We start from the raw sequence: 17,007 nt of genomic DNA, 5'->3' as shown, positions 1-17,007 counted from the left end.
GGTATCAGCCCCGTCACGGTATCAGTCTGGCGACGATCGCGTCGGCAGCCTCGTCGGGCGTCATCTCGCGCGTGTCGATGCGGATCTCAGGCGCCTCGGGCGGCTCGTACGGGCTGTCGATCCCGGTGAAGTTCTTGAGCTGACCCGAGCGCGCCTTCGCGTACAGTCCCTTCACGTCGCGCGCTTCCGCGTCCGCGAGCGGCGTATCGATATGGACCTCGATGAACTCGCCGGGCTTCATCATGGCGCGCACCATGTCACGTTCGGAGCGGAACGGCGAGATGAACGCGGTGATGACGATCAGCCCCGCATCGGTCATCAGCTTCGCCACCTCGCCGACGCGGCGAATGTTCTCGACCCGATCGGCGTCGGTGAAGCCGAGATCGCGGTTGAGGCCGTGGCGCACGTTGTCGCCGTCGAGCAGGAAGGTATGGCGGTTCATCCGCGCGAGCTTCTTCTCGACCAGATTGGCGATCGTCGACTTGCCCGCCCCCGACAGACCGGTGAACCACAGCACGGCGGGCTGCTGGTTCTTGAGCGCGGCGTGATGCTCGCGCGAGGTATCGGTCGCCTGCCAGTGGACGTTCTGCGCGCGCCTGAGCGCGAAGTGGATCATGCCCGCCGCAACGGTCGCGTTGGTGAACTTGTCGATCAGCACGAAGCCGCCGAGCGTCTTGTTCGTGGTGCCGTCCTCGCCGGCGTACGGCTCGAACACCAAAGGTCGGTCGGTCGAGAGATTGGCGACGCCGATCGCGTTCAGCTCGAGCGTCTTGGCGGCGAGCCGCTCGGTAGTATTGACGTTGACCTGATATTTGGGTGGCTGGACGCTCGCGGTGACAGTCTGCGTCGCGAGCTTCAGCCAGTAACCGCGGCCGGGCAGCAGCGGCTCGTCCGCCATCCACACGATCGTCGCCTCGAACTGGTCGGCAGCCTCGGGCGGGGCGTCGGCAGCGGCAATCACGTCGCCGCGCGAGCAATCGATCTCGTCGGCGAGCGTCAGCGTGACCGATTGGCCCGCGACCGCTTGGCCTTGGTCGCCGCCCTGCGTGACGATCCGCGCGATCGTGCTGGTGCGCCCTGAGGGCAGCACGCGCACCGCGTCGCCGGGACGGACGGTACCCGCGGCGATCAGCCCGGAGAAGCCACGGAAGTCGAGGTTGGGGCGGTTGACCCATTGCACCGGCATGCGGAAAGGCCGCGCGGCGTCGGCGTGCTGGTCGACCTCGACCGCATCGAGATGCGCGATCAGCGTCGGCCCGGCGTACCAGGGCGTGTTCGCCGACGCGGCGGTCACGTTGTCGCCGCGGAAACCCGAGATCGGGATGGCGGTGAACTCCTTGATCCCGATCGAGGTGGCGAAGGCGCGGTAATCGGCGACGATCTCGGCGAAGCACTGCTCGCTGTAATCGACCAGATCCATCTTGTTGACCGCGAGCACGACGTGACGGATGCCGACGAGGTGCGCGAGGTAGGAGTGGCGCCGCGTCTGCGTCAGCACGCCCTTCCTCGCGTCGACCAGGATCACCGCCAGGTCGGCGGTCGACGCGCCGGTCACCATGTTGCGCGTATATTGCTCGTGCCCCGGCGTGTCGGCGACGATGTACTTGCGCGCCTCGGTCGAGAAGAAGCGATAGGCGACGTCGATCGTGATCCCCTGCTCGCGCTCGGCCGCGAGGCCATCGACCAGCAGCGCGAAGTCGATCTCCTGCCCTTGCGTGCCGACGCGCCTCGAATCCGCTTCGAGTGCGGCGAGCTGGTCCTCGAAGATCGTCCGGGAGTCGTACAGCAATCGCCCGATCAGCGTCGATTTGCCGTCGTCAACCGACCCGCAGGTGATGAAGCGCAGCAACGTCTTGTTCTGGTGCCGATCGAGATAGGCGTGGATGTCGTCGGCGATCAGCGCGTCGGGGGTGTAGCCGGCGCCGGCCCCGGTTCCGGCCATGGTCTCGGGCGGCATCAGAAATACCCCTCCTGCTTCTTCTTTTCCATGCTGGCGTCGCCCGCGTCGCGGTCGATCGCGCGGCCCTGCCGCTCGGAGGTGGTGGTGAGCAGCATCTCGCGGATCACGTCGGGCAAGGTCGCGGCCTCGCTCTCGACCGCGCCGGTCAGCGGGTAGCAGCCCAAGGTGCGAAACCGGACCGAGCGGGTGACCGGCTCTTCACCGGGCAGGAGCCGGAAGCGGTCGTCGTCGACCATCAGCAGCGTGCCGTCGCGCTCGACCGTGGGGCGCGGCGCGGCGAAGTAGAGCGGGACGATCGGAATGTCCTCGGCGGCGATGTACTGCCAGATATCGAGCTCGGTCCAGTTCGAGATCGGGAAGACGCGGATGCTCTCGCCTTTCGCTTTCCGCGCGTTATAGAGGTTCCATAATTCGGGCCGCTGGTTCTTCGGGTCCCAGCGGTGATTGGCGGAGCGGAACGAGAAGACGCGTTCCTTGGCACGGCTCTTCTCCTCGTCGCGGCGCGCGCCGCCGAACGCGGCGTCGAAACCGTGCAGGTCCAGCGCCTGCTTCAGCCCTTCCGTCTTCCACAGATCGGTGTGGAGCGCGCCGTGGTCGAACGGGTTGATCCCGCGCGCCTCGGCGTCGGGGTTGCGGTGGATGAGCAATTCCATCCCGCTCTCGCGCGCCATGCGGTCGCGCATCGCGTACATGTCGCGGAACTTCCATGTCGTGTCGACGTGGAGCAGCGGGAACGGCGGCGACGACGGGAAGAACGCCTTGCGCGCCAGATGCAGCATGACCGCCGAATCCTTGCCGACCGAGTAGAGCATCACCGGGCGCTCGCACTCCGCCACCACCTCGCGCATGATGTGGATCGCCTCGGCCTCGAGCCGGTCGAGATGGGTCAGCGTGCGCTGGTCGGGCGCCATTCGTCATCCTCTGTCATCGACACCGGAACAGCGGCGCCTCGCGGGCGATATATGCTGACGCGCGTGCGCGGCCGCGACAATGATCTGCTCGCGGGGTTGATAGCGCGGGTTGGGCAGCGTTACCGTCGTGTGCACTGCCCACGAGGCATGAGGAGACGGAAACGATGTTCGTCGACAATCGCGACTGGCCCCCGCCGCCGCCGTGGCAGCCGAACCGTCCGGTGCGTCGATTGAACGCGAAACAGGCGCGCGTGATGCGCAACATCGTCGTCTTCAATCTGCTGATGCTGATCTTCGGGCCGCTCGCGGGCGTGACCCTGCTCGACGCGGTCGCGGCGGCGCTACGGTGAATGGGGCGATGAATGGGACGATGAACGTCCAGCCGGAGGACGTGCTCGACTTCTGGTTCGTTCGGATCACGCCCGAGCAGCGTTTCGCGAAGGACGACGCGCTCGACCGCACGATCGCCGAGCGGTTCGGCGGCCTGCGCGACGCGGTGCTGGCGAGCCGCGCACAAGGTTGGCGCGACACGCCCGAGGCGCTGCTCGCCGCGAGCATCCTGCTCGACCAGTTCTCGCGCAACATCCACCGCGGTGAGGCCGAGGCGTTCGCCGCCGACGATCTCGCGCGCGAGTTGACGCTCGCGGCGATCGAACGCGGGTGGGAGGCGCGCTACACGCCCGAGCAGCGGCAATTCCTGTACATGCCGCTGATGCACGCGGAGGACGCCGCACTACAGGCGCTGTTGGTCGAAAAGTTTGAGGAATTGGGCGACGAGGAAGCGCTCGCCTTCGCGCGCGACCACCGCGACGTGCAGGCGCGCTACGGCCGCTTTCCGTCGCGCAACGCGGCGCTCGGGCGCGCGTCGTCGCCCGAGGAACAGGCCTATCTCAGCCAGCCGGACGCGGGATGGTGATGTGAAGTTGGCGGGGTGGTGGAGCTGAGGGGAATCGAACCCCTGACCTCTGCAGTGCGATTGCAGCGCTCTCCCATCTGAGCTACAGCCCCGCCCGGCCCGGCCACGAAGGACCGAGCGCTGCCACTAGCGGCGTTGCTCGCGCGGCGCAACAGGCTTTCGCACTCTGAACCTCTCACCAGCCGTCATCCCGGACTTGATCCGGGATCCCGCTGTTCCTTGGACGGTGCAAGAGAAGCGGGACTCCGGATCAGGTCCGGGGTGACGAGGTTACGAGCGCCCCAGCAGCACGCGCGCCTGCCCCGCGATCTGCGCGAGCATCGCCGCATTGGGCGCGGACGCGTGGCGCGCGCGGTCGACCACCGCCTTGAACTGCCCGACGCGGGTCGCGTTCGCGGCAAGCCAGCGCTCCACCGCCTCCTCGGGTGCGCCGTTCGCGGTGCGACCGAGGAAATCGAGCCGCAGCTGCTGGAAATCGCGCGCGAGCCCCGCGATCAGCAACCGCTCCCACGGATCGCTCGAGGTGATCCGCGCCGCGGTCGACTGCGCCCAATCGAGCCCGAGCGCCTGGCCCAGATGCGTGAAGGCACGCGCCAGCCGCGTCTCGTCGACCTGCGAGCGGCCACCCAGATCGGCGAGCCCGACGACGCCGTCGAGCTCGAACAAGCGCACGACCCGCGCGACGAGGTCGGCGGGCGCGCCCGTCCCCTCCAGCGTCGCGGCGATGCGACGGCTCTGCGCCTGCGCTTCCTCGAGCAGCAGGTCGCGCGCCGCGGCGTCGAGCCGCGCGATCCCCTGCCCCAGCCGTTCGAGCACCGCCGAGGGCATTGTGCCCGGCGCCTCGACGCGCAGCAGGTCGGCGACGTGCGAGCGCGTCGCGACCGCGACCTCGTCGAACAAGGCGTAGCGCGCCGCCTCGGGCATCGCGGTCTGCTCGATCTCGCGCCACAATCCGGCCAGGCCGAACTGCCGTTCGGCGACCACGAACATCGCCGCAATGTCGGCGAGTGCCGCGCCCTCCTCTTCTGCCAGCTCGAACGGATGCAGAATGCCGATCCTGTTGACGATCCGGTTTGCAAGCTTGGTCGCAACGATCTCCCCGCGCAGCCGATGCTGATCGATCGCGTCCGCGAACCGCTCCTGCATCGCGGCTGGGAAGGCGGCGTGGAGGTCGGGCACGAGCGCGGGATCGAGCCCGAGCGCGCTTCCCTCGATCGCGTCCTGCAACGCGAGCTTGGCGGTCGCGAGCAGCACCGCGAGCTCGGGTCGCGTGAGGCCGCGCCCGTCGACGCCGCGGCGCAGGAAGTCGACGTTGGAGGCGAGCCCCTCGACCTTGCGATCGAGCCGCCCGGCTTCCTCGAACACTTCCATCACGCGAACGTAGCTCGGCACCGCTTGTGCGGCTTCGTTGCCCGATCCTTCGGCGATCGACAGCGCCAGCGTCTGGAGGCGGTTGTCCTCCAGTACCAAGTGCGCGATGTCGTCGGTCATGCTGGCGAGCAGCGCGTTACGATCCTCGTAGCCGAGCCGCCCCTCGGTCATCTCGCGGTTCAACGCGATCTTGATGTTGACCTCGTTGTCTGAGCAATCGACGCCGGCCGAGTTGTCGATGAAGTCGGTGTTAATGCGGCCCCCGTGCGCGGCAAAGGCGATGCGCGCGGCCTGCGTCACGCCCAGGTTCGCACCCTCGCCGATCGCGATCGCGCGTAGCTCCTCCGCATCAACGCGCTGACGGTCGTTGGCGGGATCGCCGACGGTCGCGTTATTCTCCGCCGCGGCCTTCACATAGGTGCCGATACCGCCGAACCAGATCAGGTCGACCGGCGATTTCAGGATCGCGGCAATCAGCAGCGACGGCTCCATCTCACCGACTGGAATGTCGAGCGCGGCGGCGACCTCGGGCGTGATCGTGATCGACTTGGCCGCGCGGCTGTGGACTCCGCCCCCCGCCGATAAGGGCGCCGAATAATCCGCCCATGACGAGCGCGGCAGCGCGAACATGCGCGCGCGCTCGTTCCAGCTCGTCTCGGGATCGGGGTCGGGATCTAGGAAGATGTGGCGGTGGTCGAACGCGGCGACCAGCTTTATCGCCTTGGACAAGAGCATGCCGTTGCCGAACACGTCGCCCGACATGTCGCCGCAGCCGACGACGCGAATGGGTTGCGTCTGCACGTCCACCCCGCGCTCGGCGAAGTGGCGCTGGACCGAAACCCACGCGCCCTTGGCGGTGATGCCCATCGCCTTGTGGTCGTAGCCGACGCTGCCGCCGCTGGCGAAGGCGTCGCCCAGCCAGAAGTCGCGCTCGAGCGCCAGCGCGTTGGCGACATCGCTGAACGTCGCGGTACCCTTGTCGGCGGCGACGACGAAATACGGGTCCTCGCCGTCGCGGATCACGACGCCGTCCGGATGGACGACGCCGGTGCCGACGATGTTGTCGGTGATCGACAGCAGCGTACAGATAAAGATGCGATACGCCTCGGTTCCTTCCGCCAGCCAGGCATCGCGGTTCGACGGGGCGGGTAGCTGCTTGGCGTAGAAGCCGCCCTTCGCACCGGTTGGCACGATCACCGCGTTCTTGACCCGCTGCGCTTTCATCAGCCCGAGGATCTCCGTGCGGAAATCGTCGCGGCGGTCCGACCAGCGCAGGCCACCGCGCGCCACCGGGCCGGCGCGCAGGTGGATGCCCTCGACCCGCGGGGAATAGACCCACACCTCGCGCCACGGCAGCGGCTTGGGCAGGCCCGGCAAGAGGGCGCTGTCGAGCTTGAACGCAAGCGCTTCGTTGGCCGCAGGCGTAAAGGCGTTGGTGCGCAATGTCGCGTCGATCACTGCGCGGAAGGCGCGCAGGATGCGGTCGTCGTCGATCGCGCTCACCGCGTCGAGCGCCGCGGTAATCTCCTCGTCGCTCTCGCCCGCGTCGCCGCTGAACGAGGGATCGTGCAGCGCGTGGAAGCGTGCGATCAGCGTGCGGGCAAGGCGCGCGTTTCGCGCCAGCGCGTCAACCACGGTCGACATAGTATAGGTCAGGCCCGCCTGGCGAAGATAGCGATACCACGCGCGAAACAGCACGGTCGCCTGCGGGCTCAGTCCGGCTGCGACCACCAGGCTGTTGAAGGCGTCATTCTCCGCTGCGCCGCGCAGCGTGGCCGCGATCGCTGCTTCCAGCACCTCGGGACGATCGTCGAACGCTGCGTCGGGGGCTTCGACGACGAAATCGTGCACAAAGGCGTTATCGGCCTCGCGCAGCCGCGTCGGCAGTTCGCCCACCACGCGAAAGCCGAAATTCTCCAGCACCGGCACCGCATCCGACAAGGCCAGCGCACCGTTCAACTTGTAGATCTTGAGCCGGTGATCCTCGCCCGCGGCTGTCGGGTAGAGGTAGACCTGCCGATCCCCCTCGCCCTCCAGCATCGACAACCGCACGATGTCCTGCGCCGCTTCGTCCGCGCTCGACACGTTGCGGTAATTGGCCGGGAATGCCGCGGCATAGCGGAGCGCCAGCCGCGCGGCGCGTGTGGCGGGGATGCGCTCGGCCAGTGCAGCCTCGACGTCGGGCACCCAGCCGCGCACCATACGCGCCAGCCGCTGGTCGAGCGGCTCGACCTCCGGCATCCGCCCGCCCTCGCGCAGGTCGATGGTGAAGCGCAGCAGCGCGACCACCTGATCCTCCAGGCTGATCGCCCAGTTGATCACGCGCCCGCCTGCCGCCTCACCCAGCATGTCGCCGATCGCGACGCGACGCGCCGTTGTTGCGTCCTCGCGCGGCAGCCACACGAACGCGAACAGGTGCCGCCCCAATGGCGAGCGCACCAGCACCAGCTTGGGCCGCGGTCGGTCGGCGATGCTCATCGCGCTCAAGGCCAGTTGCTCGACCGACGCGCTGTCAAATCCGGTCACGAGATCGTGCGGCAAAGAGGCCAGCGCGTGCATCAGCGCCTTGCCGGTGTGTCCCGCGGGATCGAAGCCGAACTTGCCCTCGAACTCCGCCACGCGCTGGCGCAGCACGGGTACGCTGCGCGGCGGCGCGTTGAGCGCGGCCGAGGTCCACAGTCCGGCGGTGATCGACAGGCCGGTGACGCGCCCGCCCTGCGTGATCGGCACCACCAGCAGGTCGAGCGGGACCCGGCGATGAACCGGCGAAATCAGGCTCGACTTGAGCAGCAAGGGCGCCTTGTTGCCGGCCTGGAACCACTCGATCGCGAGATGGCGCGAGCGGTCGGCGAGGATCGGCACCGCGTGCTCCAGCCGCATGATGCCGAGCGCACCCGCGGTGTCGGCGCCGTCCGCGGCGCTCCAACGCTGATGCCCCAGCAGCGTGAAATGACGGTCGAGGAACCAGCGCAACAGGCTCGCACCCTCCGCCTCCCCGCCGGTGTCGTCGAGCGTGCCCGCGTCGTGCGCGAGTGCGGCCTGCATCGCGCGCCAGTCGCGCGTCGCCGCGCGAACGTTGGCGAGCACGCCGGCGAGTTCCTCGATCAACTCGCGCCGGTCGCGCGCATCGGCGCGGTCCATCTCGAGGTAGATCATCGATTCGCGCGCGCCGCCGGCGGTGTCGATCGCGGTCAGGTGACCGTCCACGTCGCGCGACACCTGCACGACGGGGTGGATGATCCGCTCGATCGCGATGTCGCGCGCGCCGATCGCGCCCGCGATCGAATCGACCAGAAACGGCATGTCGTCGTTGACGATCGCGACGCGCATCTGGCGCGGACCGCCGTCCCCCGGCAGCGGCTCCAGCGCGATCGCGGGCGTGCCGGGCGCGCGCGTCGCACCGGTCGCAATCAGGAATTCGGCCGCGCTCGCCTGCTCGGTCGGAGAAAAATCGTGCAACTCGTCGGGCAGTGCGCCGTGGGTAAGACGCGCCGCCAACGTGTCAGACAGTATCATCTGTAACTTCCTCGCCATGACCGCGGCTATGCGCCCGTCACGATCATAGCTCAACCCCCGCACGAGCCGGCCTGCACGACCCGCCCCGCATGAACCAGCCCCAAGGGTCGCCGGGCGGGTTCGGCTCAGCGCAGCCGTGCGAGGACGCGTCGGGCGAGCAGTGGCTCGGCACTCGCGCCGACGACGTCGACGGAGCCGTCCGCTGCGACGCGGCCCAGCAGCACCACCGGCTCGCCCGGATTTTCTTCCAGCCCGAGCGCGTCGGCACCGGCGACCCGTGCCAGCACGTCGCGCGCGGCGAGCGGCGTCGGCGCGGCGCGGGCAGCGGCACGACGGCGTGCTGCGCGCTCCTCGGCCACCATTCCGCGCGCGCCGCCCGGCAGTGCCTCGATCAGGCGCGGCAGCCCGCCCTCGGGCACGTCGCGACGGCGCGCATAGGCGAGGATCGCACTCGCCTCAGCGATCTCGGCCCCGCGCCCTTCGCGCGCATGCGCCTCGCGTGCATGCTCGTCGGCTGCGGCGCCGAACACCAGCCGTGCCACGGTGCTGAGCGGTGCGCGTGCGTGATGGGCGATGCCCGCGCCGTCCAGCAGGTCGGCGTAGGCGAGCGGCGCGCGCGCAGCCGCGCGCGCGAAATCATGTGCACGACCCAGCGCGCGGTAATGCGCCGCGCGGCTGCGCGACCGTGCGGTGCGGGCAGCCGCGGCGCTCTCGCGCGCCAATGCCAGCCGCTCGATCAGATCGGCATCGGCGCTGACGTGCAGCGCAGGAGCAGCGCTCGGTCCGTCGGCCCAGACGGGCGACAGATCGCTCGCACGCGGTGCCGCGCGCACCGCGCTCGCCAACTCGGCATCGAGCCGCGCCTGCGCGTCGCTGCTGACCATCTCCTTCCAGTTGATCACGCCGTAGATGTAATCGATCGCCGCGCCGTCGGACGAGAACGGCATCAAAATGCCGCGATAAAAGGTGTTGTGCCCGCGGATGCCGACGAACTCGGCCTCGAACCCGACCGGCGCGCGGTTGGCGATGATTTGCAGGTAATGGTCGGTCAGCCGCGACAGAAGCGAGCGCGGCGGCACTTGCGCGATGCTGGTGATCGAATGGTCGACACCGCATTCGGCGCGCAAGGCGACACCCAGGAACTGAATGGCGGGGTTCTCCAGGCCGTCACTGAAATCGAGCAGGACGCTGTGCGGGCCGAAATCGGCGATCTGCGCGGGGTTCAGATCGGCGATGGTCGGGAACGGCCGATCGGCGAGCAGCGACACCCAGTGATTGTAGGCGCGCACGTGCATGCGCCGCTCGTCGCTGCCGATCTTGATCTGCGGCTCACCGACGCCGCCCGGAGCCGGCTCATTGTCCTGCCTGATGCCATCGGCGCCACTGTGTCCGTCACCGTTGTGGCCGCGCGCGCTGTCCATAACCTGTTCTTTCCCGGCAGAATCGCGCCCCCGCCGGCGCGGCCTTTCTCCCACCGGCATGCACCCCCACGCGTAAACGCGGCGTAAAGCGGTCGAGGAAAGGCGCGCCATCGAGGCGGCCGCGCGACACCCTACGATCGCGCTTGTCACCTCCCGATACAGCTGCTAAGCGCCGCGCCTCGCCCCCAGATGGGCGCACCAGGCCGCTTTAGCTCAGCTGGTAGAGCATCGCATTCGTAATGCGGGGGTCACAGGTTCGAGTCCTGTAAGCGGCACCATCCTTCTTGACATTGACCCTTAGCAGGTTCGCTGTTGACACTTAGGCGAACCCTGGGGCGTCACGCGACCAACGGACGCGTGCGGTGATCCGTCTGTGAGTGCATCTTCGGCCGAGTGCTAGCCGAAGAGGGTTGGATTACCTGAGGCTCAGCTGCAGGCGGTAGTTGCTGAACAGGTCCCGGCAGGTGCCCGGCTCCAGCATGATCTCCGGGCCGGTCGGCCGTGCGAAGCTGCCCATCACCTCTAGGATGATCACTCGGTCCGACTGCGACACGCCGTATGCCGAGCTGATGACCCGCGAGGCGTTCCGCTTCTCGCCCGGCATCAGCAGCTGGACGTTCTGGTCGAGGTAGCCGAAGCCGAGCAGCAGGATGGTGGAGGCATCCTCCACCGCGGCTTTTATGCGCGGTTCGATGGTGCTCTCCACGCTCTCGGTGAACGTCCGGATGCGTGATCCAACCTCCCAGACGTTGAGCCCGTCACCGCCTCCAAGAGGCACCGCCTGTTCGCCTTCGGTCGTCTGCCATGGCAGCGGGCCCAGGGACCCGTAGGGATGCAGGAACTCGACCTTGGCGAGGATCGCGGTCGCGGCTGCACCGTCCAGGTCGAAATAGGCCTGAAGCGCCAGCCAGAGATACTGCTCCAGACAACGGTCGTAGTTGAAGATCACAAATCGCAGATGCCGGAATACCTCGGCAACGTCCGCCTTCCCGATGCCCGACATCAGCAGCTGGACGAAAGGGACATACCACGATGCCAGCATCTTCTCGCTGGTGAGGGTCATCGAGCGTTTGCGGCCCTGGATGCGCATCTGCTGTGATGTGGCAGGGCTGACCTTGTCGTAGAATGCGCTTCCGCGTTCCGCGGCGAGAATGGACAGGGCGATCGCCATCTTGCCCAGCCGCACCACTTCCGCGTCGGCCTGGTGCGTATGCAGGAAGTTGTCGATAGACATGGCGAGCGGCAATCCCCGGCGGATGCGACCTGCCGCCTCCCGAATGGCGATGATCTGGCCATCATAATCCGGCACGTGGTTCACGTAGACGTGGTTGCGCTGCCCGAACCGATCCTTGACGATCTCGATCAGCTTGGGATTCTTGAGGCCGTAGCTGTTCTCATCCGTTGTGGCGAAGAGATCGACGATCTGTTTCTTCAGCTGATCCCCTGACGGCAGGCCGATCTCGCAGCTCGCCCCAGCGCCCACCACGATGGTCGTCTTCTGCCTGAACATCCGGCCTCCTGGTGGACTACCTACAACCCCCTGGCCGGCGGATCAGCCCTGATCTTTCACCTCCCGTTCTCGCGAGCGGCGATCCGCCCTTGCGATCCGCGAGCCGCCGCAGCGTGGCCAGCGCCGGGTCGCGCAGCCATCCGAAGCGATCCAGCCGCGGGCAGCCGCCATCCTCCATCAGCTTCTCCAGCCTGACACCCTGGACACCCGTCCGCGCGCACATCTCGGTCAGCGTGATGCGGGTGCGCGCGAGATCGAGGACTGCGCTCCACGGTATCTCCCAGTCATCATCGGCACCTGCGAAGGTCTTCAGCAGATCCGCGTGCTTGCCGGGAAGGTTTAGGATCTCCAGCGCGTCCCTCTGCGAACAGGTCGGCGGCAGCCAGGAAGGCGTAACGGAGGTGAGATCGATCTTGCGGAACGCGACAGCGTCCTCGCTGCCGATCTCGATGCGACTAACCCGATCGCCGGTGATCGCGAATGGGATGTCGCCGGAGAGCAGCCGATCGAGGATAGCGCCCCACGGTTTCAGACCGCCGCCGATCGCGCGGGCGGCCCGGTGCAGCGAGACCGGGTCCGCTATGCCGAGAGGCTCGGTAGCTGGTCCAGCCGCGAACACGTCAACTTCGGACTCGCGGTCGTCGGGCTGGTCGGAAGATCGACGGACCGCAGCGGCACGGACGGCGTCCTTGAAGCGACGGTATTCGACGGCGTGCAGTTGGGGGTCGCCGTAGTGAGCTAGCAGGAACGGGTGGCTTTCGGGCGTGATGCGACCCGCATCGGCGATGAGGGTCATCGCGTAGGCGGGCAGGTCGTAGCTGTCGGAGGCCTTCTCGACGCTGATCCTGTTGCTACCGAAATCGCGCAGGTACTCGACCTCGGCGCGATCGAGAGAGGGGAAGATGCGGTTGGCGCGAATGCAGATGTGCGTGCGCAGCCGCCCCGCGCGCCTCGCGGGGGCGAGCAGCTGAAGTGGCCGCCCGAGCCGCTCGGCCGCCTCCATCATCCCGATCTGCTCCGGTGGGACCTCGCCAGCTGCGGAGGCGATGGGCGCGAGCGCCTCGTTGATGGCGGACCTGACGATGTCCGGCATGACCTCGCTCGCGAGGGCGGGTAGGTAGTTCGTGACGCCGGTATATCGGACGTTTCGGCGCGACCTCGACCGGTGGGTGACGGCGTCCTCCAGCGCGGGCACGAGCGTCGCCGGCCAGCCGCGGACCAGGTCCGCTGTTCGGGAAAGTGAGGTCGCGTAGACGACCTGGTCTGCGGCGGGAGTTGGATCGCCGCGGCGCGGCGCGTAGCCGTCGGTGGTGAGAGGCATGAGCGCGAGCGCTAGTTCGAGGATCATCCCGCCATCCCAGCCCGCGAGGGCTACCGGCAGCATGGCGCGGGCTGCGGATCGGCGCGCTTCTTCGGGATCTATCAGGCCGAGGAGGAAGGCGAGTCCGTCGCGAAGGTCGGGCTCGACCTTCACCGCGGGCACTTGAGCGAGCGGAGCGTTGCACACGTCGCACCGGTCCAGCCGGTCCGCCGACTGCCAGCGCTGGACCGCGCCGCATCCGCATGCGTCGACGAGATACTGCCAATGCTCGGTGCAGCAGGGCACGGTCTTCAGCGACCAGATCGCGCGGGCGTGCGGGGACGCGCAGACCGCCGCCGGACCGAAGCGGCGGCGGCGGAAGACCATCTCATCGGAGCGAACGGCGACACCGAAGAAGTCCACGAAGCCAGGTTCCGGCCGCGGCAGGTGGCGCCGTCGCGCGATCTCCTCCACCGGCTGGCGGAGGATGGTCGCCAGCCGGTGCTCGTCGAGCCCGGCAATCATCGCCGCGGTCGGGTTGTTCGCGTGACCGGCGCCGACCTGCCGCAGAAGGACGTGGGACGACGGCAAGATGTTCCTGGTCACCGTCCGGGTGACCAGGCTCATCAACCCTTCGTTGCCGATCGGGTCGACACCCCAGAGCACGGGACCGGACACGCGCCTACTGCCCCTCGCGCGAGCGCTGCTGCGCCAGATTGGCGGAGAATCCTTCCCGGACGAAGTTCCGGTCGATGGTGCCGTCCGCCATGCACCAGGCGTCCACGGCGTCGGCGATGCGCGTCATGCTGATGAGAGGTTCACCGGCGAGCAGCGTCTCCTCGAGCGCGGCGAGCAGGATGTTGTGCAACTCGCCGATGAGCCCGTTGCTGGCGCGGCAGAGGTCCTCCGCGAGGAACGGGTCGGCCAGACCGGAGATCGAGCCGAGGATCTTCCGGTTCACCAACGCCATGTCCATCCGCTTGAGGAAGTCGGTCCAGCGCGCGAGGTCGCCGTCCCTGTCGTCCACGTCGTAGGCGGAGAGCACCACCTGGGGGGCGCAGCGGTTCTTCAGTTCCCGGTTGTCCGTGAACAGCGACTGCGCAGCGGTGGTGCCCATCAGCACGACCGGCACCCAGCCAAGTGTGAGGATGTTCTTGATGGTGTTGGCCGCGTCACGCGCCATGCTCTTGTGGCGGAAGTGGTTGAGTTCGTCGATGATGAGGAGCTTGACGTCGAAATCCTGGAGACCCTGCCGCACGCGGCGGAGCAGCAGTTCGGCCTCGCCACGGGTGGAGTAGTTGTCCCCCAGAGCGTCGAGGATGGAGCTTGCAAGGCTTTTGGGGGTGCCGGTGGTGGACAGCGTGACGTGAAGGACCGGCTTGGAGTCGGGAACGAAGTCCGGCCGACGCTCCATGTTGATCCGCAGGATGTTGGCGCTGGTGCTCTTCCCGGAGCCCGAGTGGTTCAGGTAGCGGTAAGCCCGCCGCATCTGCCCCACGGGCTGCTGCTCGCCCATGACGAGGAGCGAGTGCATCTGGCGCACCGCAGTCTGCTGCGGGGCCGTGGGCAGGATAATGCCCTTGAATGCGGCGAGACCGTTGCCCACGATAGTGGCGAGATCGGGAGCCTCGACGTCGTCCACACCCGTGTCAATGCTGCGCGGCGTGACGGCGGGCGACATCATCCCAGTCGCGAGCGGCGGCTTCACGCCGACCGTGGCCCGTCGGCCGGTGGTTCGGGGCGCGCGACGCGCGGGCACCTTCGGCGAGATGGCTGCGTCCGTGGTGGACGCGGCCAGGTCGATGTTCTTGTCGGTCTTGCGCATCATAAGCTCCTTCAGCTCCAGAGATAGCCGTCGGAGGCCGAGTCCACGTCGAGGCGGCGCCCGGCCCGGGCGGCGTCCTGCCGGGCCTGCTCGGCCTGGGAAGACATCGTGGCGCCGGGCTGGTCGCGCTGACCGCGCCGCCCTCCCTTCTCTTCGTTCCGGTTGGAACTGCGGGGCGCGATCTTAGTCGCGTCACCGCGTGTGCCCACGCGGTGACCGTGTTGAACGATGGTCTCCATGCCGGAGGGCGACGGTTTGATGTCGACCAGCTTCACGGCGTCGCCAAGATAAGCGCGGCCTTGGCTCGATTCGGCGTAGCGGGCCGCGGCGCGGCGCTCGGCGGCGACCGCCTCCGGCGCGATGCGCGACATCATCTGCGCATAGGAGTCCCTGACCGCGATCATGTCGTGCTCGGAGTCGAACTTCTTCCGCTTCTCCCGTGCCCAGTCCTTGAGGCGGTTGTGCAGCCAGAGCGGTAGACCCTCTGCATAGCGCCGCATGGTGCAGGGCACCTCGACGTACGCGCGCAGGTGTTCGTCGAAGATCCATGCGACGCCGAGGTCGTTGGGATCGTATTTGACCTTCACGTCCGTGAAGGACCGCTTCACGGTGTCGTTGGCGACGCCGCGCGCGAGACCGATGTTGAAGAGAAGGTCCTCATTGGAGACGGGCCAGCGGTGGTCCGAGCCGTCAGAACCATAACGCAGTCCCTCGATGCCGAAGCCGTCGCCGCGAAAGCCGACGTAGTCGACGTTGCCGATCGCGCGACGGAAATGGTCGATGTCCGTCACCCAGTCGAGACCGTGGAGGTCGCGCTGCTCGAGCCAGACATCGACCGGGTAGCGGTCCAGCAGCGCGGTGTGACCGGTTGTGTGGTAGCGGGCGACCACTTCGGCGAAGATTTCGCGGAACTGTTCGAGGGTGACGATCGCCTGCTTGGACGGATCGTAGCCGAACCGCCGCATCAGGGGTATGTCCCACGTTGCTGCGGGCAGGACGTCCTTGAGGATCAGCTGGAGCGTGCCGAGGCAGCTTTCGACATGTCCTTTGTGCGTCGGCTCGTTAGCACCTGCCCACCTGACACCGAAGCCGATGTCCCCGCCGGCATCCTGAGCGGCCCGTGCGGTCTGCTCCCGCGCGTTGTCGACCAGCATGTGCCCCACGATGGCGCCGGCGAGTTCCTCGAGCGCGGCCGCCACCTTCGGCTCGCATTCGAAGCTGGCCGGGACGTGCTTCGGCAGTGCGGTATGCAGCATCGTACGCATGAAGCTCGCCGAGCTCGGCGGCTCATACGTGATGTCCCAACCCAAGATGACGCGCGTAAAGATGCACAACGCGATCGTGACGGTCGGCGTGCCCACCGGCATACCGCGCACAGCGTCGAACGCGAAGACCGCCGGGAAGGGCGTCGCGTCGATCTGAACGTATTGGAGAAAGCGGACGGGCTCCTGCGCCACCCCGCCGCCGCCGAAGCGCTGCTTGCGCGCCTGCTGGTTCCAGGCGACGGCGGCCGCCTTGCCGCCCGCCGCGCGCTCGATCTCCTGGTTGAAGATGCGCCGGGTGCACATCTTCGCCTTCTTGGGATCCTTCGGTGGCTCAAGCGCCTTTTCGAAGTCCGTGATCTTCAGCTTCTCGCCCCGCCGGTAGCGATCGACGTCGTCCGACGCCTCGCGCCAGAACGCGTTCTTCGACTGCCGGGGCTTGGCGTGAAAGCGGACCACCCAGTGCTTGACGATCGCGAGCACGACGGGATCGATGCGGCGCCGCCGCGTGCCGAGGCCGGAGAAGGACGCGAAGTCCGCGGGCCGGAGGTCCCGTCCCTGGCCGCGCGTCTGGATCCACTTGCGGAAGGTGCGGTCGCTAGGCAGCCGCCCGAAACGCCTCTTCAGGTCCTCGACGTCGAAGTTCGCCTCATACCAGGCGGTGATGCCCGGCTTCGTGAGCGAGCACTGCTCCACCTCCGGGTTGTTCCAGACCTCGAGCGTCTCCTTCCGGTAATAGAACCAGGGGTCGCGGGACTGGCCGGGCTTGTGCTTGCACTTGGCGTTGGCCAACTCCTCCCGCGTGCCCTCCTCACTGCGGGCGCGCCGACGAACGGGATCATCGAGCGGATCGGCTCGCAGGATGAGGCGCATGTCCGCCATGAGCCGGCGCACGTCTTGCGGGAGCGGCCACACGGGCAGGCCGGTCTCCGGATCCTCGATCTCGAGGAACCAGCCCTCCCCGTCGCCGAACTGGCATCGCCCGTTGGCAGCCAATCCGAGATACACGCACGGG

General features: G+C 67.8%; 10 protein-coding genes and 2 tRNA genes. 3 read left to right on the top strand and 9 right to left on the bottom strand.

What is annotated here, in order from left to right; all coding sequences use genetic code 11:
* Positions 1 to 13 precede the first annotated feature (13 nt).
* Positions 14 to 1,957 (bottom strand): sulfate adenylyltransferase subunit CysN, encoded by a 1,944-nt coding sequence (cysN, locus tag Q0579_RS17160; protein ID WP_298814762.1) that lies wholly within the window; start codon positions 1,955 to 1,957, stop codon positions 14 to 16.
* Positions 1,957 to 2,871, bottom strand: a complete 915-nt coding sequence (gene cysD / locus Q0579_RS17155; protein WP_298814759.1) for a sulfate adenylyltransferase subunit CysD — start codon at positions 2,869 to 2,871, stop codon at positions 1,957 to 1,959. The genes cysN and cysD overlap by 1 nt, the downstream gene beginning before the upstream one ends.
* A gap of 164 nt (positions 2,872 to 3,035) precedes the next feature.
* Between cysD and Q0579_RS17150 the strand changes: the two genes are divergently transcribed.
* Positions 3,036 to 3,221, top strand: a complete 186-nt coding sequence (locus tag Q0579_RS17150; protein WP_298814756.1) for a hypothetical protein — start codon at positions 3,036 to 3,038, stop codon at positions 3,219 to 3,221.
* A gap of 20 nt (positions 3,222 to 3,241) precedes the next feature.
* Entirely contained in the window at positions 3,242 to 3,787 is a 546-nt protein-coding gene (locus Q0579_RS17145) for a DUF924 family protein (protein ID WP_298814753.1), read from the top strand.
* A 16-nt stretch (positions 3,788 to 3,803) separates the two neighbouring features.
* Here the strand turns inward: Q0579_RS17145 and Q0579_RS17140 are convergent.
* The 3 genes from Q0579_RS17140 to Q0579_RS17130 all read right to left on the bottom strand — a co-directional run bounded on the left by Q0579_RS17140 (position 3,804) and on the right by Q0579_RS17130 (position 10,095).
* Positions 3,804 to 3,879: transfer RNA gene (locus Q0579_RS17140), tRNA-Ala, on the bottom strand.
* Positions 3,880 to 4,057: 178 nt separating this feature from the next.
* Positions 4,058 to 8,692 (bottom strand): NAD-glutamate dehydrogenase domain-containing protein, encoded by a 4,635-nt coding sequence (locus Q0579_RS17135; RefSeq protein ID WP_298814750.1) that lies wholly within the window; start codon positions 8,690 to 8,692, stop codon positions 4,058 to 4,060.
* 107 nt (positions 8,693 to 8,799) lie between these two features.
* Positions 8,800 to 10,095, bottom strand: a complete 1,296-nt coding sequence (locus Q0579_RS17130) for a hypothetical protein (protein WP_298814747.1) — start codon at positions 10,093 to 10,095, stop codon at positions 8,800 to 8,802.
* A 202-nt stretch (positions 10,096 to 10,297) separates the two neighbouring features.
* Between Q0579_RS17130 and Q0579_RS17125 the strand changes: the two genes are divergently transcribed.
* Positions 10,298 to 10,373 (top strand) — tRNA-Thr (locus Q0579_RS17125).
* A 137-nt stretch (positions 10,374 to 10,510) separates the two neighbouring features.
* Here Q0579_RS17125 and Q0579_RS17120 read toward each other — a convergent pair.
* Genes Q0579_RS17120 through Q0579_RS17105 form a run of 4 tightly spaced genes read right to left on the bottom strand, consistent with a single transcriptional unit; the run spans position 10,511 to position 17,000 of the window.
* Positions 10,511 to 11,605 carry a hypothetical protein gene (locus tag Q0579_RS17120; protein ID WP_298814744.1) on the bottom strand — a complete coding sequence of 365 codons (1,095 nt, stop codon included), beginning with the start codon at positions 11,603 to 11,605 and terminating at the stop codon, positions 10,511 to 10,513.
* Positions 11,606 to 11,621: 16 nt separating this feature from the next.
* Entirely contained in the window at positions 11,622 to 13,571 is a 1,950-nt protein-coding gene (locus Q0579_RS17115; RefSeq protein ID WP_366522296.1) for a TniQ family protein, read from the bottom strand.
* A gap of 16 nt (positions 13,572 to 13,587) precedes the next feature.
* On the bottom strand, positions 13,588 to 14,730 hold the full coding sequence (locus Q0579_RS17110) for an ATP-binding protein (RefSeq protein ID WP_298814738.1): 1,143 nt from the start codon (positions 14,728 to 14,730) through the stop codon (positions 13,588 to 13,590).
* Between the two features lie 11 nt (positions 14,731 to 14,741).
* On the bottom strand, positions 14,742 to 17,000 hold the full coding sequence (locus Q0579_RS17105) for a hypothetical protein (RefSeq protein WP_298814734.1): 2,259 nt from the start codon (positions 16,998 to 17,000) through the stop codon (positions 14,742 to 14,744).
* Positions 17,001 to 17,007 lie beyond the last annotated feature (7 nt).

This window comes from uncultured Sphingomonas sp. (assembly GCF_936927845.1).
Lineage (GTDB): Bacteria > Pseudomonadota > Alphaproteobacteria > Sphingomonadales > Sphingomonadaceae > Sphingomonas.
The sequence above is the reverse complement of the archived record's forward strand: the minus strand, read 5'-3'. Positions and strand labels throughout refer to the sequence as shown.